At 33.1% G+C, this 25,872-nt stretch carries 30 protein-coding genes; 29 read left to right on the forward strand and 1 reads right to left on the reverse strand.

Annotation, left to right across the window (positions count from 1 at the left end; genetic code table 11):
- Positions 1 to 46: 46 nt before the first annotated feature.
- Both JJQ60_RS11500 and yajC read left to right on the forward strand, forming a co-directional pair.
- Entirely contained in the window at positions 47 to 526 is a 480-nt protein-coding gene (locus JJQ60_RS11500) for a DUF1573 domain-containing protein (protein WP_201919851.1), read from the forward strand.
- Between the two features lie 6 nt (positions 527 to 532).
- Entirely contained in the window at positions 533 to 823 is a 291-nt protein-coding gene (yajC, locus tag JJQ60_RS11505; protein WP_201919852.1) for a preprotein translocase subunit YajC, read from the forward strand.
- Between the two features lie 90 nt (positions 824 to 913).
- Here yajC and pepT read toward each other — a convergent pair whose 3' ends face one another.
- The gene (gene pepT / locus JJQ60_RS11510; RefSeq protein WP_201919854.1) at positions 914 to 2,146 is read right to left on the reverse strand and encodes a peptidase T; all 1,233 of its coding nucleotides are present in this window, start codon (positions 2,144 to 2,146) and stop codon (positions 914 to 916) included.
- A gap of 96 nt (positions 2,147 to 2,242) precedes the next feature.
- Between pepT and JJQ60_RS11515 the strand changes: the two genes are divergently transcribed.
- The 27 genes from JJQ60_RS11515 to JJQ60_RS11645 all read left to right on the forward strand — a co-directional run bounded on the left by JJQ60_RS11515 (position 2,243) and on the right by JJQ60_RS11645 (position 25,807).
- Entirely contained in the window at positions 2,243 to 3,271 is a 1,029-nt protein-coding gene (locus JJQ60_RS11515) for a quinone-dependent dihydroorotate dehydrogenase (protein WP_201919856.1), read from the forward strand.
- Positions 3,271 to 3,903 carry a LysE family translocator gene (locus JJQ60_RS11520; protein WP_201919858.1) on the forward strand — a complete coding sequence of 211 codons (633 nt, stop codon included), beginning with the start codon at positions 3,271 to 3,273 and terminating at the stop codon, positions 3,901 to 3,903. The genes JJQ60_RS11515 and JJQ60_RS11520 overlap by 1 nt, the downstream gene beginning before the upstream one ends.
- 49 nt (positions 3,904 to 3,952) lie before the next feature.
- On the forward strand, positions 3,953 to 4,819 hold the full coding sequence (locus JJQ60_RS11525; protein ID WP_201919860.1) for a hydroxymethylglutaryl-CoA lyase: 867 nt from the start codon (positions 3,953 to 3,955) through the stop codon (positions 4,817 to 4,819).
- A gap of 13 nt (positions 4,820 to 4,832) precedes the next feature.
- Positions 4,833 to 5,291 carry a heme-binding domain-containing protein gene (locus JJQ60_RS11530; protein WP_201919862.1) on the forward strand — a complete coding sequence of 153 codons (459 nt, stop codon included), beginning with the start codon at positions 4,833 to 4,835 and terminating at the stop codon, positions 5,289 to 5,291.
- A 168-nt stretch (positions 5,292 to 5,459) separates the two neighbouring features.
- Positions 5,460 to 6,701 carry a DUF4856 domain-containing protein gene (locus tag JJQ60_RS11535; RefSeq protein ID WP_201919864.1) on the forward strand — a complete coding sequence of 414 codons (1,242 nt, stop codon included), beginning with the start codon at positions 5,460 to 5,462 and terminating at the stop codon, positions 6,699 to 6,701.
- Between the two features lie 108 nt (positions 6,702 to 6,809).
- On the forward strand, positions 6,810 to 7,931 hold the full coding sequence (locus JJQ60_RS11540; protein ID WP_201919866.1) for an imelysin family protein: 1,122 nt from the start codon (positions 6,810 to 6,812) through the stop codon (positions 7,929 to 7,931).
- Between the two features lie 18 nt (positions 7,932 to 7,949).
- Positions 7,950 to 9,311: an HTTM domain-containing protein gene (locus JJQ60_RS11545; RefSeq protein ID WP_201919868.1), complete on the forward strand. Its 1,362-nt coding sequence runs from the start codon at positions 7,950 to 7,952 to the stop codon at positions 9,309 to 9,311.
- Positions 9,292 to 11,763: a TonB-dependent receptor domain-containing protein gene (locus JJQ60_RS11550; protein ID WP_201919870.1), complete on the forward strand. Its 2,472-nt coding sequence runs from the start codon at positions 9,292 to 9,294 to the stop codon at positions 11,761 to 11,763. The genes JJQ60_RS11545 and JJQ60_RS11550 overlap by 20 nt, the downstream gene beginning before the upstream one ends.
- A 97-nt stretch (positions 11,764 to 11,860) precedes the next feature.
- A complete protein-coding gene (locus tag JJQ60_RS11555) occupies positions 11,861 to 12,373 on the forward strand; it encodes a PAS domain-containing protein (RefSeq protein WP_201919871.1) in 513 nt (170 codons plus the stop codon).
- 359 nt (positions 12,374 to 12,732) lie between these two features.
- Positions 12,733 to 13,602: an ion transporter gene (locus JJQ60_RS11560; RefSeq protein WP_201919873.1), complete on the forward strand. Its 870-nt coding sequence runs from the start codon at positions 12,733 to 12,735 to the stop codon at positions 13,600 to 13,602.
- 183 nt (positions 13,603 to 13,785) lie between these two features.
- On the forward strand, positions 13,786 to 14,289 hold the full coding sequence (locus JJQ60_RS11565) for a ferritin (RefSeq protein ID WP_201919876.1): 504 nt from the start codon (positions 13,786 to 13,788) through the stop codon (positions 14,287 to 14,289).
- Positions 14,290 to 14,757: 468 nt separating this feature from the next.
- The gene (locus tag JJQ60_RS11570; protein ID WP_201919888.1) at positions 14,758 to 15,204 is read left to right on the forward strand and encodes a thioredoxin family protein; all 447 of its coding nucleotides are present in this window, start codon (positions 14,758 to 14,760) and stop codon (positions 15,202 to 15,204) included.
- Positions 15,197 to 15,406 (forward strand): DUF4266 domain-containing protein, encoded by a 210-nt coding sequence (locus JJQ60_RS11575; protein WP_201919890.1) that lies wholly within the window; start codon positions 15,197 to 15,199, stop codon positions 15,404 to 15,406. The genes JJQ60_RS11570 and JJQ60_RS11575 overlap by 8 nt, the downstream gene beginning before the upstream one ends.
- A 61-nt stretch (positions 15,407 to 15,467) precedes the next feature.
- Positions 15,468 to 16,715: a DUF3570 domain-containing protein gene (locus JJQ60_RS11580; RefSeq protein WP_236669107.1), complete on the forward strand. Its 1,248-nt coding sequence runs from the start codon at positions 15,468 to 15,470 to the stop codon at positions 16,713 to 16,715.
- 76 nt (positions 16,716 to 16,791) lie between these two features.
- Positions 16,792 to 17,637: a bifunctional helix-turn-helix domain-containing protein/methylated-DNA--[protein]-cysteine S-methyltransferase gene (locus tag JJQ60_RS11585; protein ID WP_201919892.1), complete on the forward strand. Its 846-nt coding sequence runs from the start codon at positions 16,792 to 16,794 to the stop codon at positions 17,635 to 17,637.
- Positions 17,638 to 17,705: 68 nt separating this feature from the next.
- Positions 17,706 to 18,185, forward strand: a complete 480-nt coding sequence (locus tag JJQ60_RS11590) for a DUF1203 domain-containing protein (protein WP_201919893.1) — start codon at positions 17,706 to 17,708, stop codon at positions 18,183 to 18,185.
- 272 nt (positions 18,186 to 18,457) lie between these two features.
- Positions 18,458 to 18,886: a nuclear transport factor 2 family protein gene (locus JJQ60_RS11595; protein WP_201919895.1), complete on the forward strand. Its 429-nt coding sequence runs from the start codon at positions 18,458 to 18,460 to the stop codon at positions 18,884 to 18,886.
- A 29-nt stretch (positions 18,887 to 18,915) separates the two neighbouring features.
- Positions 18,916 to 19,338, forward strand: coding sequence for a nuclear transport factor 2 family protein (locus tag JJQ60_RS11600; RefSeq protein WP_201919898.1), 423 nt, complete (start codon positions 18,916 to 18,918; stop codon positions 19,336 to 19,338).
- 283 nt (positions 19,339 to 19,621) lie between these two features.
- Positions 19,622 to 20,167 (forward strand): hypothetical protein, encoded by a 546-nt coding sequence (locus JJQ60_RS11605; RefSeq protein WP_236669108.1) that lies wholly within the window; start codon positions 19,622 to 19,624, stop codon positions 20,165 to 20,167.
- 6 nt (positions 20,168 to 20,173) lie between these two features.
- Positions 20,174 to 20,707, forward strand: a complete 534-nt coding sequence (locus JJQ60_RS11610) for a DinB family protein (protein ID WP_201919899.1) — start codon at positions 20,174 to 20,176, stop codon at positions 20,705 to 20,707.
- Positions 20,708 to 20,853: 146 nt separating this feature from the next.
- On the forward strand, positions 20,854 to 21,234 hold the full coding sequence (locus tag JJQ60_RS11615) for a hypothetical protein (protein ID WP_201919902.1): 381 nt from the start codon (positions 20,854 to 20,856) through the stop codon (positions 21,232 to 21,234).
- Between the two features lie 168 nt (positions 21,235 to 21,402).
- A complete protein-coding gene (locus JJQ60_RS11620) occupies positions 21,403 to 21,840 on the forward strand; it encodes an SRPBCC family protein (protein WP_201919904.1) in 438 nt (145 codons plus the stop codon).
- Positions 21,841 to 21,926: 86 nt separating this feature from the next.
- Positions 21,927 to 22,271: a YciI family protein gene (locus JJQ60_RS11625; protein ID WP_201919906.1), complete on the forward strand. Its 345-nt coding sequence runs from the start codon at positions 21,927 to 21,929 to the stop codon at positions 22,269 to 22,271.
- Positions 22,272 to 22,284: 13 nt separating this feature from the next.
- Entirely contained in the window at positions 22,285 to 22,626 is a 342-nt protein-coding gene (locus JJQ60_RS11630) for a YciI family protein (protein ID WP_201919908.1), read from the forward strand.
- Positions 22,627 to 22,631: 5 nt separating this feature from the next.
- Positions 22,632 to 23,909, forward strand: coding sequence for an RNA polymerase sigma factor (locus tag JJQ60_RS11635; protein WP_201919910.1), 1,278 nt, complete (start codon positions 22,632 to 22,634; stop codon positions 23,907 to 23,909).
- A gap of 244 nt (positions 23,910 to 24,153) precedes the next feature.
- Complete coding sequence (locus tag JJQ60_RS11640; protein WP_201919912.1) at positions 24,154 to 25,059, forward strand: carbohydrate deacetylase; 906 nt, start codon at positions 24,154 to 24,156, stop codon at positions 25,057 to 25,059.
- Entirely contained in the window at positions 25,037 to 25,807 is a 771-nt protein-coding gene (locus tag JJQ60_RS11645) for a formyltransferase family protein (protein WP_201919914.1), read from the forward strand. Before JJQ60_RS11640 ends, JJQ60_RS11645 begins: the two co-directional genes overlap by 23 nt.
- Positions 25,808 to 25,872: the final 65 nt, after the last annotated feature.

Consider the following 25,872-nt stretch of genomic DNA (forward strand, 5'->3'; position numbering starts at 1 on the left):
AAAAAAATAGTATTTTTAACCCTCAATTTAATTAAAAACCCAAGTAATGAAAAAAGGAATCTTAATTTTAGCCGGTGTTTTTGCTATGACATTTGTGTCTTGTAAAGATGATGCGGCAAAAAAAGTTAAAGAAGAAAATGTAGAAATAGCAGCTGAGCGTGATGCAAAAAACACAGATTTTCCTGTAATGACTTTTGCAGAAACTGAGCACGATTTCGGAACAATTAATGAAGGAGATGTTGTAGAGCATAAATTTAGTTTTACGAATACAGGTAAAGCTCCTTTAGTTATTGTAAGTGCAAAAGGAAGCTGTGGATGTACTGTGCCAGAATGGCCGAAAGAGCCAATTGCACCCGGTGCTACAGGAGAGATGCTTGTTAAGTTTAACTCTAACGGGAAACCAAACCAGCAAACTAAGCAGGTTACAATTACTGCAAATACTGAAGCAGGAAAAGAACTTCTAAAGATTAAAGCTATGGTAACTCCAAAAGCTAAACCAGCAAGCGGAACACCAACAAGCAAGTAATTTTTTATGGAACAAATACAACAGTTTCTTCCTTTTATATTAATTTTTGTTGTGATGTATTTTTTTATGATACGTCCACAGATGCAAAAGGCAAAAAAGGAAAGAAAGTTTGCTGATGAACTTAAAAAAGGAGATCGTATCGTAACAAAAAGCGGTCTTCATGGTAAAGTTTTTGATTTCAGCGAAAAAAACAATGCTGTTATTATTGAAACAGGATCTGGTAAATTAACATTTGATAAATCGGCAATATCATTGGAGATGAGTCAAAAATTGAATACACCAACCGAAAAAAAGTAAGTAATAACTAGCCTACTTAAATAAGAGCGCGATACAAATGTTTAATTGTATCGCGCTTTTTTATGAATTTAATATAGTTTGAACCGCTGCTTATTGTTTAGCAGTTAATTCTGCAATTCGTACAATAACCTCAACAGCTTTAATCATACTTTCAACAGGTACATACTCATACCTACCATGAAAGTTATGCCCACCAGCAAAAATATTAGGGCATGGCAACCCCATATAACTTAATTGAGATCCATCAGTCCCGCCTCGTATTGGTTTTATAAGCGGGGTGATATCAAGAGACTTCATAGCTTCTTCTGCAATATCAACAATATGCATCATGGGTTCTACCTTTTCTCGCATGTTGTAATATTGATCATGAATTTCGACATGTATTGCGTCTTTATATTGAGTATTGATTTTTGAAGCTAAGGTAAGCATGGTTTCTTTTCTGGCTTCAAAATTTTCTTTATCATGATCTCTAATGATATACCGTAACTTGGTTTCTTCTACACTGCCTTTCATATCATGTAAGTGGAAAAAACCTTCACGACCACTAGTGTGTTCTGGAGTTTCTTTTTTTGGCAATCCATCGATATATTCTTGTGCAATATACATGCTGTTTATCATTTTTCCCTTGGCATATCCTGGGTGCACTATTTTTCCTTTAATCGTTACTATAGCACCAGCAGCATTGAAGTTCTCATATTCTAATTCTCCAATTTGACTACCGTCCATGGTGTAGGCCCAATCAGCACCAAATTTCTGAACATCGAACTTGTGGGCTCCACGGCCAATTTCTTCGTCGGGAGTAAAACCAATGCGAATTTTTCCGTGCTTGATTTCGGGATTTTGTAAGAGATACTCCATCGCAGAAACTATTTCCGTAATTCCGGCCTTATCATCGGCTCCAAGAAGAGTGGTTCCATCGGTAGTAATAAGGGTTTGCCCTACATATAATTTCAAATCTTCAAAATAATCAGGAGAAAGAACAATGTTATCTGCAGGATTGAGCAGTATGTCTTTTCCGTCATAGTTTTCTATAATTTGTGGTTTAACATTTGCGCCTGTAAAATCCGGAGTAGTATCAAAATGAGAGATAAAACCAATGGTAGGTACTTCTTTGTCTATGTTAGAAGGTAATGTTGCCATGATATATGCATTCTCATCGATGGTTACATCGTCTAATCCAATTGCCTTCAATTCTTCGACAAGTTTGTTTGCTAAATCCCATTGCTTCACTGTACTTGGTGTGGAGTTGCTTTCTGGGTCGCTTTCGGTATCAATAATTACATAACTGATAAACCTGTCAATGATATGTTTTTTAGAAATCATAAAAATATTCAAATATTACTTGGATTAAAGATTTCAAAAATAAGCTTTTATTAGAGCCTTCTAAAACTTATTTTTGCGCAAGCAAAATCATCATCAATGTATAAACTTTTAGTTCGTCCCATATTATTTAGGTTTGATCCTGAAAATATTCATCATTTCACATTTAAAACCATTAGATTCTTAGCTAAAATTCCTTTAGTGTCTCCAATACTAAGAAGTTTATATCAAAAAAATGATCCAAGACTGGAAAGAGAGGTCTTTGGTTTGAAATTTAAAAACCCCGTTGGGTTGGCAGCAGGATTTGATAAAGATGCCAAGTTGTTTAATGAATTATCTGATTTTGGTTTCGGATTTATTGAAATAGGTACGTTAACTCCAAAACCCCAGGCTGGAAATCCCAAAAAACGATTATTCAGGCTTAAAAAAGATAGTGCTATTATTAATAGAATGGGGTTTAATAATGGAGGGGTAGAAGATGCAGTTAAGCGATTGAAAAAAAATAAAGGAGTTTTAATAGGAGGAAATATTGGTAAGAATAAAGTTACTCCTAATGAAAATGCTGTAGAGGATTATACGTTGTGTTTTGATGCCTTATTTGATTTTGTAGATTACTTTGTTGTTAATGTAAGTTCTCCAAACACTCCTAACCTAAGAGCGTTGCAAGATAAAGAGCCACTTACAGCATTATTAAATACATTACAAAACAAGAATCAAGAAAGGCCACAGCAAAAACCGATCTTATTAAAAATAGCTCCAGATCTTACAAATGAACAACTTCTGGATATTATTGAGATCGTCAGAGAAACGAAGATTGCGGGTGTTATAGCTACAAATACTACAATTTTGAGAGAAGGGTTAAAATCAAGTGCAGTTTTATCGGGTGAGACTGGAGGTTTAAGTGGTAAGCCGTTAACGAATCGATCAACTGAAGTAATTCGATTTTTATCTGAAAAAAGTAATAAAGCGTTTCCGATTATTGGAGTAGGAGGAATCCATACCGCCAAAGATGCAATCGAAAAATTAGAAGCCGGAGCTAGTTTAGTGCAATTGTATACAGGTTTTATATACGAGGGGCCTAAATTAATTAAGGATATAAATAAAGCTATATTAAGTAAACAATCTTAATGGATATTAACTACGACATTCTCTATACTTTTATTATAGCTTCATCTGCTTTGGCTATTTCTCCAGGACCCGATAATATATTTGTATTAATGCAAAGCATGGTTAATGGTAAAAAATACGGATTAGCCGTCGTTGGAGGGTTAATGTCTGGGTGTTTTGTGCATACAACACTAGTGGCATTTGGAGTGTCTGTTCTAATACAGCAAAGCGATACTCTGTTTTTTATAATTAAGCTTTTTGGGGCCGGATATTTATTTTTTCTGGCTTTTAAGGTGTTTAAAAGTGATGCTGCGATACAACTTTCTGGAGAAACGGTGGAGAAAAAGAGTTTTGGGCAATTGTATAGGCAAGGTTTTATAATGAATGTTTTAAACCCCAAAGTTTCTATTTTTTTTCTGGCTTTCTTTCCTGGGTTTTTATTTAGTGAAATGATGAGTAGTATAACTCAATTTTATGTATTAGGAACATTATTTGTAATCGTAGGGATCATTGTTTTTGGATTAATAGCGATATTAGCGGGAGCGATTTCTGAATATTTGAAAAAGAATGCCAAAATTGGAGTCGTTCTAAAATGGTTGCAGATAATTGTCTTTATCGGAATTGGATTTTTTATCCTTTTTTCTGAAAAATAATCATATTTTTATACTCTAAGTTGAACTTCTTTTATTTTGATGCTCTAAAATGGCCGAAAAAGTAAAAATTATTGAATGCCCAAGAGATGCTATGCAAGGCATTAAAGAATTTATTCCTACCGAGAAAAAAGTTCAATACATACAATCCTTATTGCGTTGTGGTTTTGATACTATCGATTTTGGAAGTTTTGTTTCTCCTAAAGCGATACCTCAAATGGTAGATACGGCTAAGGTATTATCGCAATTAGATCTTTCTAATACCGAAAGTAAACTGTTGGCTATCATTGCTAATGTAAGAGGCGCTAATGATGCATCACAACATCCTGAAATAGATTATTTAGGATACCCATTTTCAATTTCTGAAAATTTTCAGATGCGTAATACGCATAAAACGATTGCCGAATCGGTTGAAACGCTGCAAGAAATATTAAACATTGCAGATCGGGTAAATAAAAAAGTAGTGGCTTATCTTTCTATGGGGTTTGGTAATCCGTATGGTGACCCATGGGATGTTGATATCGTAGGAGAGTGGACCGAGAAGTTGAGTGGTATGGGGGTTAAAATTCTTTCATTGTCTGATACGGTAGGTACTTCAACACCCAAAATTATCGATTATTTATTTTCTAATTTGATTCCTAAATATCCAAAAATAGAATTTGGAGCACATTTGCATACTACACCTACAACGTGGCACGAAAAAGTGGATGCAGCTTATAAGGCTGGATGTAGACGTTTTGATGGGGCAATTCAGGGGTTTGGCGGATGCCCCATGGCAAAAGATGAGCTTACTGGTAATATGCCTACAGAGCGTATGATTTCATATTTTACTTCAGTTAAAGCAGAAACTAATGTAAGGCCTATGAGTTTCGAATCTTCGTATAATGAGGCTTCAAAAATATTTTTAGAATACCATTAATAATTATTAAAGAATGAAAAAAAACATCAAGATTGTAAGTTTAGTATTGCTAGTTGTACTTGTTATTATGCAATTTATCAGACCAGATAAAAATGAATCGGGGTATGCGTCTGTTTCTTATTTTGAAAATGAAACTAAACCTACAGATCAACTTAAAACAATACTTAAGAATAATTGTTACGATTGCCATAGTAATCAAACCATATATCCATGGTATGCAGAGATTGCTCCTGTTTCTTATTGGCTAGGACATCATGTTGATGAAGGAAAAGAGCATTTTAATGTATCAGATTGGGAGCAATATACAGATGAAAAAAGAGATCATAAGCTGGAAGAACTTATTGAAGAAGTAGAAGAAGGTGAAATGCCACTTTCTTCATATACCTGGATTCATGGAAACCTATCAGAGGACGAAAAAGAGATATTAATCGACTGGGTAAAGGCCTTGAGAGTACAATATCGTACCAATTAACAATCTTATTTGGTTTGTTGTTTGATATTCAGTAAGTTAGTTTTTATTCCGTTTCAAGCTATTTAATTTTATTTAGATTTATTACAAATAAAGTTTGTCAAATGCTTTTTGATAGATATATTTGCACAGGAAAAATCAATTATTTGAATTAAGTCTAAATAAAAAGTAATGAAAATCAACAAATTAATAAATCTTGCATGTTTATCTGGAGCACTTATCCTGGGATCATGTTCTGATGATGATGATACTATTTTTCTTCCAGAAACGCAGTTTGAAGTTCCTGCAACCTATGTTTTTGAACGTAATGGTGAGAGTACTGTTAGTTTTGGAGGACAAACTACCCGAATAGCCATGTCTGAAGAAATAGTTAGCGCGTTAAAAAACGAGACATTAGATGAAGCAACTTTAGCAAATATGTTTGCTCATGTAGAGGGAGCAAACGATTTTTCTACTGAAGCACTTAATGATTCTGATAAAAGTGTACGTAGCAAAACTGCTGCATCTCGAGATTATTTCTTTGATAATGTTACTGTAACTAACGAAATCAAAGAAGAGTTTGATGGTTGGATCAAAAGCCAGGTAGACGACGTATTTACAAGTTGGACCACTCCTGCAGTAGAAGGTACAGCTGGTTTTATCGAAGAAGGTGGAGCAGACCCTGCTACCAGATACGTAAATGCAAATGGATTAGAATTAAATCAGGCATTCGGAAAAGGTTTGATTGGTGCTTTAATGGTAGATCAGGCATTAAATAATTATCTCGGGACATTAATACTAGATGAAGCTGATAATAGAACTAATAATGATAATGGTGTTGTAGCTGAGGGTAAAAATTATACAACAATGGAGCATAAATGGGATGAAGCTTATGGATATCTTTATGGTGCTTCTGTAGATGCTGCTAATCCAAATGCAACTATTGGTGATGATGACAGTTTCTTGAATAAATATATTGGTAGAGTTGAAAATGATAAAGATGGTGATTTTACTGGAATCGCAGCTGATATATATACTGCTTTCAAATTAGGAAGAGCTGCTATCGTGGCAAAACGATACGATATTCGTGATGCACAAGCTGCCATTATTAGAGAAAAAATATCACAAGTTATAGGAGTAAGGGCTGTTTATTACTTGCAACAAGGTAAAAGTACTTTAGAAGAATCAACTGTTGATTATGCTAGTGCCTTTCATGACTTATCAGAAGGGTATGGGTTCATATATAGTCTACAGTTTACTAGAAACCCTATTACAAATGCACCATATTTTAGCCGTACAGAGGTTGAAGGGCTTCTTAACCAGTTGATGGGAGCTACAAATGGATTATGGAATGTAACTCCAGAAACATTGCAAACTATCTCTGAAACTATTGCTGCTGAATTCAGTTTTACGGTAGAGCAAGCAGGAAGCTAAAAAAATTAAACAAAATATCAAATGATAAAAAAAGAGGTAGAAAGTTGATTGATTTTCAGCCTCTTTTTTTACATTTGCACAGCTTTATTAAGAATAAATAAAAATAACATGAAGAAGTTTTTGCTTTCATTTTCTGTTTTAACAATTTTTTTAGCTTCCTGTTCGTCTAGCGATGATGCTGAAAGTACAGGACCAGGAGATAGTTTTGATAGAAAAGCCATGCTTGAGAATATGGCGGATAATATTATCATCCCTGCATACCAAAGTTTTTCTACAGAGATGACCGCTTTAAAAAACGCAGCTTCAGAATTTACAACTACTACTAATGAAGAGAACTTAACAAAGTTAAGATCTGCATGGTCTACGGCCTATGTTTCTTGGCAGTCTGTAGGAATGTACGAAATAGGAAAAGCCGAAGAGCTTTCCTATAGAAACTTCATGAATGTATATCCAGTAAATACAACAAACATAGAGAGTAATATTAGCTCAGAATCTTATGATCTTACAGCTGTTTCTCAACAAGATGAGCAAGGTTTTGCAGCTTTGGATTATCTGATTAACGGATTATCTGATACCGATTTAGAAACGGTTGCCTTTTATACCGATGTAACTGATGGCGACAAATATCAAAATTATCTTATCGATGTTGTTAATCGCATGGATATGCTTACTACTACTGTAGTTACAGATTGGACCGGTGGGTATAGAAACACATTTGTTAATAATAGCGGATCTTCGGCTACAAGTTCTGTAGATAAAATCGCAAATGATTTTTTGTTTCATTATGAAAAACATTTACGAGCTGGAAAAATAGGAATTCCTGCTGGTGTTTTTGCAGAACGAGAAACTTTTCCCGATAAAGTAGAAGCTTTCTATAAAGGAGATTTTTCTAAAGACCTTTTTATAGCTAATCTTGATGCTATGCAAGATTTTTTTAACGGAAAACATTTCGGAAGTACGGTAACTGGACAAAGTTTTAAAACCTATTTAGACTTTTTGATGACAATCACCAATGGTGAAGATCTAGGCAAAATTATTAATGATCAATTTGATGTTTCAAGAACAGAAGCTTCGAGTTTGAATGATGATTTTTCGGTTCAGGTGAAGACGAATAATACCTCTATGCTTGAGGTGTATGATGAGTTACAGAAAAATGTTGTCTTCTTAAAGGTCGATATGCTTCAAAAGCTATCGATTAGTATTGATTTTGTCGATGCTGATGGAGATTAGATAGTTTCAACGCAGTGTATGAATTTTACTCTAAAAGAATATTTAAAAAAAAGTACGGAGGCTGCACCACTTGCAGTCTTTCGTATTTTTTTTGGTGTAATGATGGTGATCAGCATTATTCGTTTCTATAGTTACGGATGGATAGAGAAGCTGTATATACAACCTAAATTTTTCTTTTCATATTATGGATTCGAATATATTAAACCGATAGGAGAGTACACTTATTTGATTTTTTTGATCTGCGGCCTTTCAGCAATCTTCGTGGCATTAGGGTATAAATACAAAATAGCAATCATAACTTTCTTTTTGAGCTTCACGTATATTGAATTAATGGATAAGACTACCTATCTTAATCATTACTATTTTATAAGCCTGTTAAGTTTTTTAATGATTTTTTTACCAGCAAATGCGTATTATTCATTAGATGCAAAACAAAAAGAAACTTCATTTCAGAACATTCCCAAATGGACCATTGATGCAATCAAAGTGCTGTTAGGAATTGTATATTTTTATGCCGGATTAGCAAAACTAAATTCTGATTGGATTGTTAAGGCAATGCCTCTTAGGATTTGGTTGCCTTCTAAATATGATATTCCGTTGTTAGGAGAATTAATGCATCAGGAATGGGTTCACTATGTATTTAGTTATACGGGAGCAATTTATGACCTTACTATTCCTTTTTTGTTATTGTATAAAAGAACCCGAATTTTTGCATTTGTCTTAGTTATAATATTTCATGTGCTAACACGGGTACTTTTTCCAATAGGGATGTTTCCATACATTATGATCGTTAGTACCTTGATATTTTTTGACTCCAGACTTCATCATAAAATATTAGAATTAATAAGTAAAGTTTTTAAAATCAATAAAGAATTTTTTGATACTAAAAGACTTTTATCATTTTCATCAAAACATGAAAAAATAGTGATATCAATGTTGTCATTGTTTTTGGTAATTCAGTTACTTTTGCCGTTTCGTTATTTGCTATATCCGGGAGAATTGTTTTGGACAGAAGAAGGGTATCGTTTTTCATGGAGAGTAATGTTAATGGAAAAAGCGGGGTATGCTAATTTTAAGATTGTGGATGGCAAGACGGGTAAGAGGTTTTATGTGGATAATGATGATTTTCTTACCTCATTTCAGCAAAAACAAATGGCAACACAGCCTGATTTTATTTTAGAATATGCGCATTATTTAAAAAAACATTTTGAAAGTGAAGGGCATCAAAATGTGCAGGTATTTGTAGAAAGTTACGTAGCGCTTAATGGTAGATTAAGCAGTCAATATATTGATCCAGAAGTGGATTTGGGGAAACAAAAAGAATCATTTAAACATAAAACTTGGATTATTCCATTAAAAGATGAAATTAAGGGATTGTAGTGTATTAGTAATTACTTTTTTTATAGTAAGCTCTATTTTTAGTCAACACAAAATAACAGGAACAGTACTAGATCAAAATAACCAACCAATAAAAAATGCAGAGGTATATAACCAAAATACTGGAGAACAAACGGTAACAGATACCAATGGTAAATTTGAACTTACGAATATTGGTGATGGGGAGTACATGATTACTGTTTTTAATTATAACTATGATATACTTGAAAAACAAGCTAAAGTTGAAGGTGATGATGCAGTTATTGATTTTGAACTAAAACCCATAGGAGAAGAACTTTCTGAAGTGTTAATTACACAGCGAAGAGAAAGAATATTTGGATTGAAACAATTAAAACCCGTTGAAGGAACTGCAATATATGCAGGTAAAAAAAGCGAAGTAGTTTTATTAGAAAACGCTCTGGGCAATTTGGCATCCAATAATGCTCGACAAATATACGCACAGGTTGCCGGATTAAATATTTATGAAAATAGTGTAGGTGGATTGCAGCTTAATATTGGTGGTAGAGGACTTGATCCTAATAGAACAGCTAATTTTAATACCAGACAAAATGGTTATGATATAAGTGCAGATGTGCTAGGATACCCAGAGAGCTACTATACACCACCTGCAGAAGCTTTAAGTGAGATACAAGTAGTGCGCGGTGCAGCATCTTTACAATATGGTACCCAGTTTGGAGGGTTGATTAATTTTAAAATGAAACAACCCAATCCAAATAAAAAAATAGAGTGGGTAACCCGACAATCATTAGGTGCTTTCAACTTATTTACTAGTTTTAATAGTTTGAGCGGTACCTTAGGGAAGTTTAGCTACTATACTTATTTTAATTATAAAGAAGGAGATGGTTTTAGACCAAACTCTGAGTTTGACTCTAAAAATGCATATGCCCATTTAGGATACAAATTCTCTGAAAAAACAAAGCTTACAGGGGAGTTTACATATCTTAAGTATTTAGCAAAACAACCTGGAGGGTTAACAGATACGCAATTTGAACTAGATTCTGATTTTAGTAATAGAACAAGAAACTGGTTTGAGGTAGATTGGAAATTATTTTCTTTAAAATTAGAACATGAGTTTTCTAAGAAAACTGATTTTAGCCTAAATCTTTTTGGGCTCGACGCTTCTAGAAAAGCATTAGGATTTAGAGGTGTGCCTACAGATTTAAATTCTAATCCTATAACTGCAGTAGATGAAATAGATGCCGAAGGAAACTTTGTTACACCAAGAGATTTGATAGTAGGAAATTTTCAGAATTGGGGAGCAGAAGCTCGTTTACTTAGCCGTTATAATTTACTAGGGAAAGAATCGGTATTTCTAATAGGGTCTAAGTATTATCAAGCTAATAATGATGCAAGACAAGGACCAGGAAGTCTTGGAACTGATGCCAACTTTACTTTCCAAAATAACACGTTCCCAGATTATGCTAATCAATCTACTTTTGATTTTCCTAATCTAAATGTAGCGGTATTTGGAGAGAATATTTTTAATATAACTGATAAATTTTCGGTAACTCCAGGAATACGATTCGAGTACATTAAAACAGAATCTGATGGAATATACAACGATGTTGTTTTTGATAACGCAGGCAACCCGATAAGCAATATTACTAGAACCGATGATCAAACTCTGGAACGATCTTTTGTTCTTCTTGGGTTAGGCTCTAGTTATAAAATCAAACCAGGGCTTGAAGTGTATGCCAATATTTCTCAAAATTATAGATCAGTAACGTTTAGCGATATTCGTATCGTTAATCCAACCTTTGTTATTAGCCCCAATATAGGAGATGAAGAAGGGTATACAGCAGATGTTGGTTTTAGAGGAAAGATAAACAAAAGTCTTACGTATGATGCTAGTGTATTTGGATTGTTATATGACGATAGAATAGGTGAAGTATTTGATGATAGAGCAAGAAGAACTCGTGGAAACATAGGAGATGCTATAATTTATGGGTTGGAAAGTTATACAAACTGGAATATTGCAAATACATTCTTTGAAAACAATACGAATTATGTATTGAATACTTTTGTAAATTTAGCCATTACAGATTCAGAATATACGCAATCAGATAGACCTATTGAAGGTAGAAAAGTTGAATTCATTCCTTTAATTAACCTGAAAACCGGAATTGGTTTTGGATATAAAAACTTTTTAGGAAACATTCAATTTACACACCTATCAGAGCAATATACAGAAGCAACTAATGCCGATAGAGCACCACAAGGAAGCAAGGAAGAAGGAACTTTGGGTAAAATCCCTTCGTACTCTATATTAGACCTTTCATTTTCGTATACATACAAGAAATTTAAATTAGAAACCGGGATTAATAATGTCTTAGACGAAAATTATTTTACGCAAAGGGCAACTGGGTATCCGGGACCAGGGATTATTCCATCAGAGCCATTTTCTTGGTATGCTACACTGCAATTCAAGTTGTAATCAGAAGAAAGTTTAACCTTTGTTTAATCTAAGAATTAACTTTTGTTCAATCATACAAGTACTTATAATTGTATATTTTTGATCAAAATGATTTTTTATGGAAGATTTTAAAGGGTACGACCAAATGATGGCAGGATATTATAAAAAAATGTCTAATTATACTTTGCCGTTACTGTCGTGGGAATTCTTAGGAGAGCATCATACCACTTTAGAGACTTTTAAAGAAGATCTTAATGTGTTAAAAAAACTTACCAAGAATTGGGATTTTACTAGAAACTATCATAAAGAGTTTACACAAGAAGAATCTGTAATTATTATTACCAAACCAAATCTAAAAATTGTGTATGCTTCTCAAAATATTCAAGAATTAAATGGATATGAGCCCAATGAAGTTATAGGTCAAACTCCAAAAATGTTTCAAGGAGCAGGAACCTGCCAAAGAACTTCGGCAAAAGTACGGGATGCAGTAAATAATAAAACCCCTTTTGAAGTGTCAATCCTTAACTACAGAAAAGATAAAACTACATACAAATGTATTATCAAAGGGTTTCCTGTATACGATAAAAAAGGAAAATTGATTAATTATATAGCTTTTGAAAAAGCTGCCTAAAACACCTTCTCTTCTTATTATATTAGTTTAAGATAGTATTTCCCGTAATACTACTTTGTCTTTCTGGTTGTGTGCAGAAATTCTTAAAAAAATGTTAAAAAAATACAAGATTTCTAAAATAAAATTCTTTTATTTGCAGCCGTAAATTATGTTGGGGAAAACATAAAACTTCACAATTTCATCTTTTTTTCAGAAATATAAGACCTATGGGGTAACAATTTAATGTATTAAAACATTAAATATAGTTATGCTTTTATGGCATTTTATTATCTAAATTTTTAACACGAATCAGTAATTAAATATAAGAGCTCATTGATTTAGGAGTTTCAAAATAATTTTTAAATAATATTTCTGTTTTTATGGTCAATTTATGTAAATCAATAAGTGAAAGTAAGTGGTTTCAAAATTTTGTTACGCTTGCTATTTTAATTGCTGGTGTTTTAGTTGGTATTGCAACATATCCAGAATTTTCTGCAAAACATGAAGGAATTTTAGAACTATTAAATAAAATAATTCTAGGTGTTTTTATCATTGAAATCGTAGTTAAAATTGTTGCAGAAGGTAATAAGCCTTGGCTTTATTTTACAGATGGTTGGAACATTTTTGATTTTATAATTGTTGCTGCTGCTTTTCTTCCATTCGGAGGAAGCTCAATAGCTATTTTACGTTTGCTACGTTTATTAAGAGTTTTAAAACTTATTAAAGCATTACCAAAACTTCAGATGTTGGTAAGTGCACTTCTTAAGAGTGTACCTTCTATGGGGTATGTTTCTATATTACTTGCACTGTTATTTTATATATATGCAGTTGCTGGTGTATTCTTTTTCGCAGAAAATGATCCAATTCATTTTAAAGATTTACAAACATCAATGCTTTCCCTGTTTAGGGTAGTTACTTTAGAAGACTGGACAGATATTATGTATATCAATATGTTTGGATGCGAAAATTATGGATATGACGGTAATATGGATGTATGTATCAATTCTAATGGAGTATCAGGACTTTCTGTTGCTTATTTTGTTTCTTTCGTATTAATTGGTACTATGATTTTCTTAAACCTTTTTATTGGGGTTATCATGAATGGTATGGACGAAGCTAAAGCCGATATGCTTCTTGAAGAACAAGCTGCTTCTGGAGATAAAGATACTAATGTAGAAGATATAGAAAGTAAGTTATCCGAATTACAAGAGCTACTTATATTATATAAAGTACAGCAAAAAAATAAATAAGTATTGTAATAATGTATTCAATCAATGCCGCTTCATATTGCAGAAGCGGCATTTTTTGTTGAAAAACTATATAACTGTATCATTAAATAGTCTGATTTTAAATTGAAGAGTAAGCATGACTATCATTGCGTATAGTACAATAATTGTGTAATTTAGTTTCTTTTAAAATAATTAAAACTGAATATGATACCAGAGATCGAGAAATTATTAAATGAACAAATAAAATATGAGGCTAAGGCTTCTGCACAATATCTTTCTATGGCAAGCTGGGCAGATACCAGAGGGTATAATGGCGTTGCAAATTTTTTTTATACTCAATCTGAAGAAGAACGAGTGCATATGACTAAACTAGTTAAATTTATTAATGAACGAAGTGGTAATGCAGTAATCCCAGCTATAGAAAAACCTAGAGATGATTTTAAATCACTTATGGAACTTTTTGAAACATTTCTTACCAGCGAAGAGTTTGTTACAGAAAAAATTAATAATGTGATATATAAATGTTTGGAGTTAAAAGATTATAATGTACATAACTTTATGCAGTGGTATGTTGCAGAACAATTAGAAGAAGAAGCTGTAGCACGTACATTATTGGATAAACTTAAGATTATTGGCGATGATAAATCAGGTCATTACTTGTTTGATAGAGATATTAATACTTTTCAAGTAGATAATGAGCCTAAGTGATTGTTAATAAGTTAATAAAGAAAAAATAGAGATTCCTTTTTTCGGAGTCTTTTTTTTATATTTTTGTACCTTATTTAGATTTAATAAAAATTATTAGAGTGCAAAATACGAACACCCCATCATTATACTCTCCTTGTGTGGCCATGAATTGTGAAGTAGCTTGTGGAGGGAAAAAGAAAAAATGTTGCAAAAAGTATAAGAAGAAAGGAAAATCAAATTGTAAAAGATGTCCTAAACTTTGATATAAGATTTTAGAATATATATGGATCTAAGAATCCCTCTTTTAAAAGCGAAAAGCAGATGTGTTTTTCGCTTTTTTGTTTAAATAGTAGGGTATTTTACTATATACCTGTATTATAATAGAGAATTCATAAGTACAATACAAATAGTATTTTTAGCATTCAAAATGGATGTCATCATTTATTTAGATTTGCTATGTACAGCAATATAGACTAGATTTATACACATATGAGAAACATAATTATAGGTATAACCCTAATATTTTTAACTACCAACCTTGTAAGTGCACAAGAATGGCTAACTAATTTTGAAGATGCTAAGCATATAGCGTCCAAAGAAAATAAAAACATAATTTTGGTATTCTCGGGGTCAGATTGGTGTGCACCATGTATTAAATTAGAAAAACAAATATTAGATACTCAAGAATTTCAGAGGTCTGTAAAGGATAATTATGTGCTAGTAAAAGCAGATTTCCCAAGAAAGAAAAAAAATCAATTACCAGAAGCTGTTCAAACTCAAAATAAGAAACTAGCAGAAATGTATAATAAAAGTGGAGGTTTTCCTTTGGTGGTAGTTTTAGATAACACAGGTAAAAAATTTGGAGAGACAGGGTATAAAAAAACAACACCAAACGCTTATCTATCGATATTAAATAAAATGATTCTTCATGAATAAACTAATAATAAGTACTGTGCTATTGTTATCCCTGAACTCTTGTGTAGTTGTAAAGGAATATGAAAAAGTACAGCTTAACGATCCTGATATGGAGTTAACCGTGAAAAAATGTGATCGTTTTGAAACTAATTTTCAGGCCTATAGAGAGGCTGCAGCTGGAGCTAATGGAGGAAAGACCGGAGGAGGATGTGGTTGCAATTAAGTAAGCCTAACTATGCAAAAATAAAATCTAAAGAATTAATAAACTGACCAAATCATACCATTTGAAGCAAATTACGTTCATACTAACCCTATTATGCTCTGTGTTAACCATAGCACAAGAGATAAAGGAAGAAACTTCTGGAACCTACAAAAAAAGAGTGTTAGAAACTACAGAAGTAGATTATCTAATGAGCTACTATACTCAGGATGGTGATAATGCTGCGGTAACTGGAGGTTTAGGAACCGAAGAGCTTACTGATCTTACACCAACCATAGTGGTTTCTGTTCCATTAAATGATGATGATGTATTGACAATCGACGCAGGAATATCTGCTTATACTTCAGCATCGTCTAGTAATGTAAACCCATTTGATGGAGACGGACCAGCAGACCCCTTTGTAGCTTCAACCGGAGCTTCAGAGAGTGATGTATTGGCTACATTTTCAGGAACCTACAGCCATAGTAGTGATGATCGCAACAGTGTATGGTCTGCCAACCTGACCGTGGCTTCAGAGTATGACTATTTTTCATTAGGTTTTGGTGGAAGTTATACCCGATTATTTAATGAAAAAAATACCGAAGTAAGCATTAAAGCTAATGCATTTTTAGATACATGGAATGCCATTTACCCTTCAGAGTTAAGAAGCCTACCCAGCTTTGTTCCATTTGATGACGAATCTCGTAATTCATATTCTGTAGGATTAGGGTTTTCGCAAATACTATCTAAAAAACTACAAGGATCTTTATCCTTAGATCTGATACAACAAGAGGGACTGTTATCCACACCATTTCAACGAGTCCAATTTGCTGATGTCCAAGATGTGATCGTTCAACAATTTACGTATGCAGATGATATAGAAAGATTGCCTGATTCGAGATTCAAAATTGCAGTAGGAGGTAGGTTGCATTATTATCTTAATGAAATTGTTACTGTACGTACTTTTTACAGGTATTACTCAGATGATTGGGGGATAAATTCACATACAGCAAGTATAGAAATTCCGATTAAGATAAGTGATAAGCTCACTATATACCCTAGTTATCGATTTTATACGCAAACAGCAGCAGACTATTTTGCAGCATTTAATCAACATCTGTCTATACAGCAGTTCTATACATCTGATTATGATTTATCTGATTTTGATGCAAATCAATATGGTTTTGGTCTGAGTTATACTGATATCTTTACAAAACTCCATATTTGGAAACTTGGTTTGAAGAGTATTGATCTAAGATTTAGGCAATACGAAAGAGATTCAGGTCTAAGTTCGAGTCTTTTTTCTGGAGGATTCAATTTTATAGTGGATTAAAGAGGTATAGCAAGTTCTGGGTTTTATACCTTTGAAAAGCGAGTTATTTTTATATCGTTTTTTAAGTAATGCACTTATGATAGAAGAAAATAACCTTAATTATAATCGCATAGCCGAAGCGATTGTATACATCAAAGAAAACTTTAAGAACCAGCCCAATCTTGATGAGGTTGCAGAAAAAGTACATTTAAGCCCGTTTCATTTTCAAAGACTTTTTACAGAATGGGTTGGGGTAAGTCCTAAAAAATTTCTGCAATACACCAGTGTTGAGTATGCTAAACAAACCCTAAAAAATCAACATACCACCCTATTTGATGCGGCTTACGAGACTGGTCTCTCGGGTACAGGCAGGCTTCATGATCTTTTTGTAAAGATAGAAGGGATGACCCCTGGAGAATATAAAAGAGAAGGAAAAAACCTTACTATTAATTATAGTTTTGCTGAAAGCCCATTTGGAAAAGTGCTAGTCGCTTCAACTTCAAAAGGGATTTGTAATATGACTTTTGTAGATCATGAAGAATATGCTTTAAAAGAGTTGAAAATGATTTTTCCTGAAGCAAATTTTTGTCAGATGGTGGATAGAATTCAGCAGAATGCATTATTTATTTTTACTCAAGATTGGAAGAAATTAGATCAGATTAAACTACACCTTAAAGGAACCGATTTTCAGCTAAATGTCTGGAAAGCACTCCTAAAAATACCCAAAGGAGGATTAACTACTTATGGTACCATTGCAAAGTATATAGACAAGCCAAAAGCATCCAGAGCAGTTGGCACAGCAATTGGTTCTAATCCTGTTGCTTTTTTAATCCCGTGTCATAGGGTGATACAATCTACAGGCGATTTGGGCCAGTACCACTGGGGTAGTGCTCGTAAAACCGTGATGATCGGTTGGGAGGCTGCACAAGTTCATGATAATTGAGCAAGATTCGGGTGTTACCTCTTCATATTGATAATCATATTTGTATATGTCAATAAAAAAGTAATATCATGAGCCGATTTAAAATTATTCCTATAACAGAAGCATATGCAGCAAAAATCAGGACATTAAAAACTGACGATTTCGGGCATCCAGTAGTAGAACAGTTAGCTACAGGTTTCGGACCTTGCCGGGTTTCTCTAAAGCCTTTTAAACCTGGGAAAGATCAAAGAATATTAATAAGTCATAGTCCATTCGAAAAAAAGAATGCCTTTAATCAACCTGGCCCCATCTTCATTCATAAAAAAGAAGTAAAGCCTTATAATGATATTCATCGATTTCCTCCAGAGATTAAGAAAGATAAAAAACACTTTCCGTTGTCACTAATAGGGTATAGTAATGATCAAAAAATGATTTTTACAAAAATGGTTGGTGATGATGATGTAGATCTTTTGATTGCTGAAATATTCAAACAAAATCCTGAGGTTGCCTATTTACATGCCAGAAACTCTGAAGCTGGTTGTTATATCTGCAAAATTGAAAGAGTATAAACGCATACCGGGAAATGTAGGTTCAATAAAAAAGGATGCTGTACAGCATCCTTTTTTGCCATCTACACGTTATAGATAAAGTTATAGGCGTTTATTATAAAACGTTCTAAAAGAAGTATACCCTACCCTTTAATTTTTTAAGAGAGGTAACCCCCTATTAACAATGCTAATAGCTAAGGATTAAGTTTTTTTTATGAATAGGTTCAAAAATGTTTTTCTACTTTAGAACATTAACCTTTCTTATTAGCTAAATGGCTTAAAAATCTTGACAAATGAAGACTATAAGTGTATATATACTAATACTAATCCTTATAATTGGGTGTACATCAAAGGAACACACGTTAAGTACTGGAGATCAAAGTCAAGTGATCAAAAACATAATCAAGGCAGTTAACGAAAAAGATGCAAATAGCTATGTAGCGGGTTTTGCAGAAAATGTTGAAGTTTATGTCGAATCAGAGCTTAAGATTAATGGGAAAGAGGCATTGCAAAAAAATAGAGCACATCATTTTGAGAAATATCCTAAAGTGTACTCACAAATACAATATCTGTTAGAGATTGATAATAAAGTGATTATGCATGATAAGGTATGGCTGGATGAAAAGAATGAATCTGGCCAGGATATTGTTGAAATATTCACGTTTAATAATGGTAAAATCTCAAGAGTCGATGTAGTGCAACCTAAAAATTTATTTAAATAAAGAGTTCTAATCAATAAAAAACTAATCCGATGAAACATCTATTCACTTTACTGCTATTGTTTTCAATTTTAGGTACAAGCACCGCTCAAGAATCTGATTATGCTATGGTTGAAAAAACTGTACAATATTATTTAGAAGGTGGAACAAATAATGATTTTGAAACCCTTAAAAAAGCATTCCACAAAACCGCTACCATGCGATATATTACTGATGAGTATAAAGAAGTCAATGCCTTAGAATTCTTTAGTAAAATGAAACCTGGGCCAAAACAAAATCGTAAAACCAAAATAGATTATATCAATATCACAGGTCACGCGGCAAACGCAAAACTAGAGATTGAATACCCAACCTTTACCTTTATTGATTATATGAATCTTTTAAAAATTAATGGAGAGTGGAAGATCGTAAACAAAATTTTTTATAAGAAAGTACATGATACCAGAAAGAAATGATGAAATATGTAATTCTACTAATACTAGTGTTTAGTGTATTTTCGGTACAGTCACAAGAGTCTCTTTTGTATCTGAAACAAAAACCGCCTTCAACCACTCCAGAAGTTTTTGCACCTGGTATTATTTCTATGGAATCAATGTAGACGGAAGGTCAGAAATACGATATACATCACTTGAGGATGGAGTTTGGACGGCGCCCAAAACCATTATTTCAGATGATCAATATAGTTTTAATGATCCTTTTTTATCTCCAGACGAAAATAGATTATATTATATCTCTGATATGCCATTACAAGCAACTGGAGATAAAAAAGATCATGATATCTGGTATTCTATAAGAGAAGAAAACGGATGGTCTAAGCCTATTAATGCCGGTAAAAATATCAATACCGATAAGAATGAATATTACATGTCTTTTACTAAAGATGGTACTATGTACTTTAGCTCTAATAAAATGGCAGATCAGAATAATACCTATAATTTTGATATATACGCTTCAAAAAGAACACATGATGGTTTTCAGAAAGCAATAAGGTTACCAGATGCTATTAATACTATGGCCTATGAAGCCGATGTATTTGTGGCTCAAGACGAATCTTATATAATTTTTTGTGCAACCCGAAAAGAAGGATTTGGAAGAGGGGATCTGTATATTAGCTTCAAAAAAGATAACGGTACATGGACCAAATCTAAGAATATGGGGACTTTAATTAATACAAGAAACCATGAGTTATGCCCTTTTGTTACAGTAGATGGAAAGTATTTTTTCTACACGAGTGACAAAGATATTTATTGGGTGAGTACTAAGGTTCTGGATCAATATCGATAAAGTAGTATGAATAGAATAATATCGTTTCCCGAAAAAAACGAATATCCTGCATATGCAGCGATGTATATGGACTATGTGAAAAAAGACGGAAGCCTTTTGACACAGCTTATGGATTGTCTTGAAAGCACAAATGAATTTGTTAATTCGTTGTCAGAAAAAGAATTAAATTTCAGATATGCTCCTAATAAATGGTCGATTAAAGAAATATTGGTTCATATTATTGATGACGAAAGAATCTATGGATATCGGGCACTTGCCTTTGCCAGAAATGATAAAACCGATTTGCCCGGATTTGAAGAAAACGAATACACGCAATATGCAGATATTGCTACAAGATCAGTTGAGAATATTATGAACGAATATAAGGCAGTTAGAATGGCTACTATAGCTTTGTTTAATGGGTTTTCTGATCAGGCTTTATTGCGTATGGGTACGGCAAACAATAATAAAACCAGTGTAAGAGCTTTAGGCTATCATATTTTGGGGCACGAACTCCATCACATCCACATCATAAAAGAGAAGTATTTGACATTACTATAGGTAAAACATTTGATTTTAAACCATTGAGTTGGTATAGAGTTTGATACTACAACAAGAAGATATTGGTTTTGAATCCCATCAAAAGTGTTGTAAAACTTTTGATTACCAAAAAAAACATTAAATTTAGACCTTATAAAATTTGAATTATGAAAAGATCCCAATCTACATTTGTAATTTTTGCGATGCTTATGTTGGCAATTGTGCTAACTGGTTTTACGGCAAAATCAACTCAGAGTGCTGTTCTCGATAGTAAAGAAGTTACTGTTGATCAAATAAGCTCCAGTTTTTTAATCGGTAAATGGGTAAAACGCGATGATCCTGAAACAATAATTATATTTAAAGCCGATAAAACTGTAATCGAACAAACAAAAGAAAAAACGACTAATAACACTTGGACACATAATGACAAAAAACGTGAAGTTTGTATTGGTGGTTCAAGATGTATCTACTATGAAGCCACAGAAAGTGCACTTTTTTTATACATAAATAAAAAGAAAACGGTGTACTTTAAGTCAAGGAATGAGTAAGTACTATTAAATTAGGAACTAAAAAACAAATAAGGGTATTCATCATGAATACCCTTATTTGTTTTTACAGGATTTTTATACCTTTAGGTAATCATTATCCGAGATATACTACATTACATGTCCAAAAACTAAAGACACGTTCGTTTTAAGGGTATTAAAAAATATATTATGAAATATTCTATAAAACACCTTTTTCATATTAATGCTTCTAAATCAAAAGTATTTGAGGCGATTTCGTCGATTAAAGGACTATCTAACTGGTGGACAATTCAAACCAAGGGAAACTCAGCTTTGGGTGAAACGATTCAATTTGATTTTGGTAATGTTGATGGACCTTTAATGAAGGTAGTTAAACTTATACCAAACGAAAGAATAGTTTGGGAGTGTATATCGAGTCAGCATGGATGGTTAGGACATACATTTGTATTCTCATTAGACGATAACGACGGTAAGACCCGCGTTCGATTCTCGCATGATGGTTGGAATGAACAAGACGATTTTTATGCCATTTGCAATTTTAGCTGGGGGCGTTATATGGAGAGTCTAAGACAATACTGTCAAACTGGAAAAGGTGAGGCTTTTGGAAGTGATGGGTATCAAAAATAATTTTTTTTGGATATTTTGTAGAGATGATGTCCAAATACCCAAAGTATGTTCGTCATACTACTATAAACCATAAAAAAATGAACAATATGAAACAATTTATTTTTCTTTTTAAAGGAGGAGACGAACTGTGGGACAGCAAATCCGAAAAAGAACAAGAAGTGCATATGCAAGATTGGATGCAATGGATTGATGGGATTGCTAAAAAAGACCAATATTTGGGAGGCGAACGTTTATATCCTGGTGGAAAAACAATCCATCCAGGAGGAATAAAAGTAACCGATAGACCACTTACTGAAACCAAAGAATTAGTGGGAGGATATATAATAGTAAAAGCAAATACTATAGAAGAGGCTACCGAAATGGCAAAAGGATGCCCTGGATTATTATGGGAGTCTTCTGTAGAAGTAAGAGAAGTTTGGCCAGAAGATTAAAAAAACAGGAACAATGAAAGAATTTTTATATCTAATACGAGGAGGTCAGGAAAAGTATGAAAAAAACTCTCCTGACGAGATGCAAAAGCATATGGAACACTGGCAAGAATGGATGGGTGGCTTAGCACAAGCCGGACAGCTTGTTGGTGGTCAACCGCTAATGACCGAAGGTAAAACACTGAGCGAAGGTGGAGCAAAGATCATTGATCGACCGTTAGCCGAAGGAAAAGAATTAGTCGGTGGATATCTATTGATCAAAGCAGATTCACTGGATCATGCTTCCGAAATAGCTAAGGGATGCCCAAGTTTTGAGTATGGCTGTACTGTTGAAGTACGCGAGATTAGTCCGATGTAATATTTTTGGAACATAGTAATCACATAGATAATACGGTAAACCATCTTTTTAGGCAAGAGTCCGGAAAGATGGTTGCTGTATTGGTCAAAATATTTGGAGCCGAAAATATCGAAATGGCCGAAGATGTTGTACAAGATGCCTTAGTGAGTGCTCTGGAAACCTGGAAATATAGGGGTATGCCAGATAATCCAAGGGCTTGGCTATATCGTACTGCCAAAAACAAAGCCATTGATATCATTCGTCGAAATAAGTATAGTACTCGTATCGATTTTTCTGACCCCAATAAACAATTACTTACGTCGGGCTATACAATGAATGTGACTATGGATAATTACTGGAAAGAAGATCAAATAAAAGATGATTTTTTGGCGATGATGTACGCATGTTGTCATCCAGATATTTCAGAAGAAAATCAAATTACGTTTATATTAAAATCTCTATGCGGCTTTAGCACCAAAGAAGTAGCACGATCCTTTTTAACCAGTGAAGATACAATCTCCAAGCGTTTATATCGTACTAAGGAATATTTCAGAAAACATAAGATCCGCCCCAAAATACCAACGTCTAATGAGATTGCGGCCAAAACTAAAACAGTACTGAATGCTATTTATTTAATGTTTAACGAAGGCTATAATGCTACTCATGCAGATCAACTTATCCGCAAAGATGTAATTGAGCAAGCCATGCTACTATGTCGTTCTTTATTATCTGTAGAGCGCACCCAACTACCCGAAGTGTATGCGCTTATGGCGCTTATGTGTTTTCATGCAGCCAGGTTAGATAGCCGGCTGACCACAGAGGGCGAACTTATCTTGCTTTCAAAACAAGACAGAACACAATGGGATACTGTCATCATACAATCCGGAAAAAAATATCTTAATAAAGCCGCTTTTGGTGATACATTGTCTACCTATCATATAGAGGCCGCTATCGCATATGAACATTGCATTGCCAAAGAATATAAAAACACAAACTGGAGTATGATATTAAAGTACTATGATATATTTTTAAATATTACGCATGACCCTATCGTTTTTCTAAACAGATGTATGGTTATTTTAGAGCTGCATGGGCCTGATAAAGCACTAAAAGCTATAGAAACGATTAAAAATAATAAAGTAATCGAAAAGTATTATCTGTATCATGCTACATTGGGTGAAATTTATATACGGTTACAACAGAATACTAAAGCCGTGATTCATTATCAAAAAGCGATTCAACTTACTCAATCTAAACCCGAGAAACAGTTTCTTAAAGATAAAGTGGCTCGTATTCTTAATTAAAAAGGTTGGAAGATAGGGAGAGTGCTTAAAAATGTAACCCCAAGATGTGATATCGTAATACTAACTTTGATGTTTAATGTTCGAAAATGGCACCTCTGCCTTCAAGTTGTATAGGTTGACTTCTGATTTCCGATTCCTACCTTCAATTTCTTCAATGAAAAACTATAATACCATATTACGAGCAGTTTTGTTACCTTGCGCATGTAAATTGACAGCTGGTTTTAAAGGCAACATGTTAAATGAAATGAAGAAAATATACGTACATGCCGATGATTTTGGTATCGGTAATGAAATCACAGATAATATATTAGATTGTATACATAACGGAGTTATTAATAGTACAAGTATAGTCTGTAATACAGAGTTTTTTTCATACGGAATAGATAAGTATAAGAGTATTTCTGAAAAAGTTAGAATATGCCTTCATCTCAATTTGGTTGAAGGAACTCCATTAACTCCCAAGCAAGATGCAGACCTTATTATTGATGAAACAGGAGAATTTAAATATTCTTTTCTAATGTTGTGGTTAACCTATAGTTTGTCTTCAGGAGATAGGAAAGCAAAATTTAGAGAACAAATAAAAAGAGAAATAGAATATCAGGTTATTAAATATCAAAATGCAATTGGCAATCAAACGCCACTAAGGGTGGATAGTCATATGCACTTTCATATGATTCCTTTTGTATTTGAATGCTTATTGGAAGTTTCTGAAAAACATAATATTACTTTTATAAGAAATCCTTATGAGTTGAAATATAGTTATGGATATGCAAGAATGAAAAATCATATATCTCTAAATTTTATTAAAAATATTTTATTGAATAGGCTTTCAAAAAAATATATAACTAAAGCCAAGAAAAAGGGCATTCAAACCAATGAATATTTTGTTGGGGTTTTGTCTACGGGAAGAATGACTTATAAAGATGTATCTTCTGCATTATCAAGAGTAAAAAGTAAAAAAAGCCCAGATTCGGTTGATATTTTGTTTCACCCTGGAGGGGTAAAAGATAAGGGGAGTGTACTTTGGACAAATAAAAATGCATTTAAAACATATTATTCATCTTATGAAAGAGATATGGAGTCTGAGGTGCTTAGAAGCAATGAGTTAAAAAATCTAATTGACGACTATGAAAATATTTTTAATAATTGATGAAACTTGCTTTTATCAACCAGATTTTGTTGCAGAATTTATTAAAAAAACAAAACATGATATTGTAGGGGCCGTTTTAGTGACCAAAGTATTACCAAAAAGTAATATTGAGCGTTATATGATTAGGCATTGGTACTATTTAAAACTAATAGAGTTAATTAAGTTGGGTGCAAAAAAAACATATTTTCTGCTTAAGAATGCCTTCCAAAACCCTAAAGAGGGTTTTTATAGCGTCAAAAAGGTATATAAACATTTCAATATTGATTTTTTTGAAGTACACTATGATATTAATACAGAAGATAACTTGGATAGAATTCGTAAAACAAATCCAGATATTATCGTTAGTTCAAATTCATTAATTTTTGGCGAAGAATTATTAGCAATACCAAAATATTGTATTAATAGACATAGTGCATTATTGCCTTCATATGGTGGTTTGTGGCCCGTTTTTCAAGCTGTTAGAAAAGGAGAGCAAATTGTTGGTGTTTCTGCACATACTATGGAAAAGAAAATTGATAAAGGAATTCTTTTAAGCCAAGAAATTGTAGAAATTGAAGATGATGACACTATAGATACTATATATCAAAAATGCTTTAAATGTAGCGCATATGTAGTGAATGAAGCTATTAAAAAGATAGAAGAAGGTGATTTGGTTCCTGTAAAAAATGAGTTTAAGTCTTCATATTATAGCTTTCCTAAAAAAGAACATTGGAAACAGTTTAGACAAAAAAAAATAAAGTTTATTTAACAATGTTAAGTTTTATACAGGAATTAAATTTTGTTAAATAAAAACCTTCGTACATAACGCATAGC

The sequence above is a fragment of the Aquimarina mytili genome (assembly GCF_016735115.1).
Taxonomy (GTDB): Bacteria; Bacteroidota; Bacteroidia; order Flavobacteriales; family Flavobacteriaceae; genus Aquimarina; species Aquimarina mytili.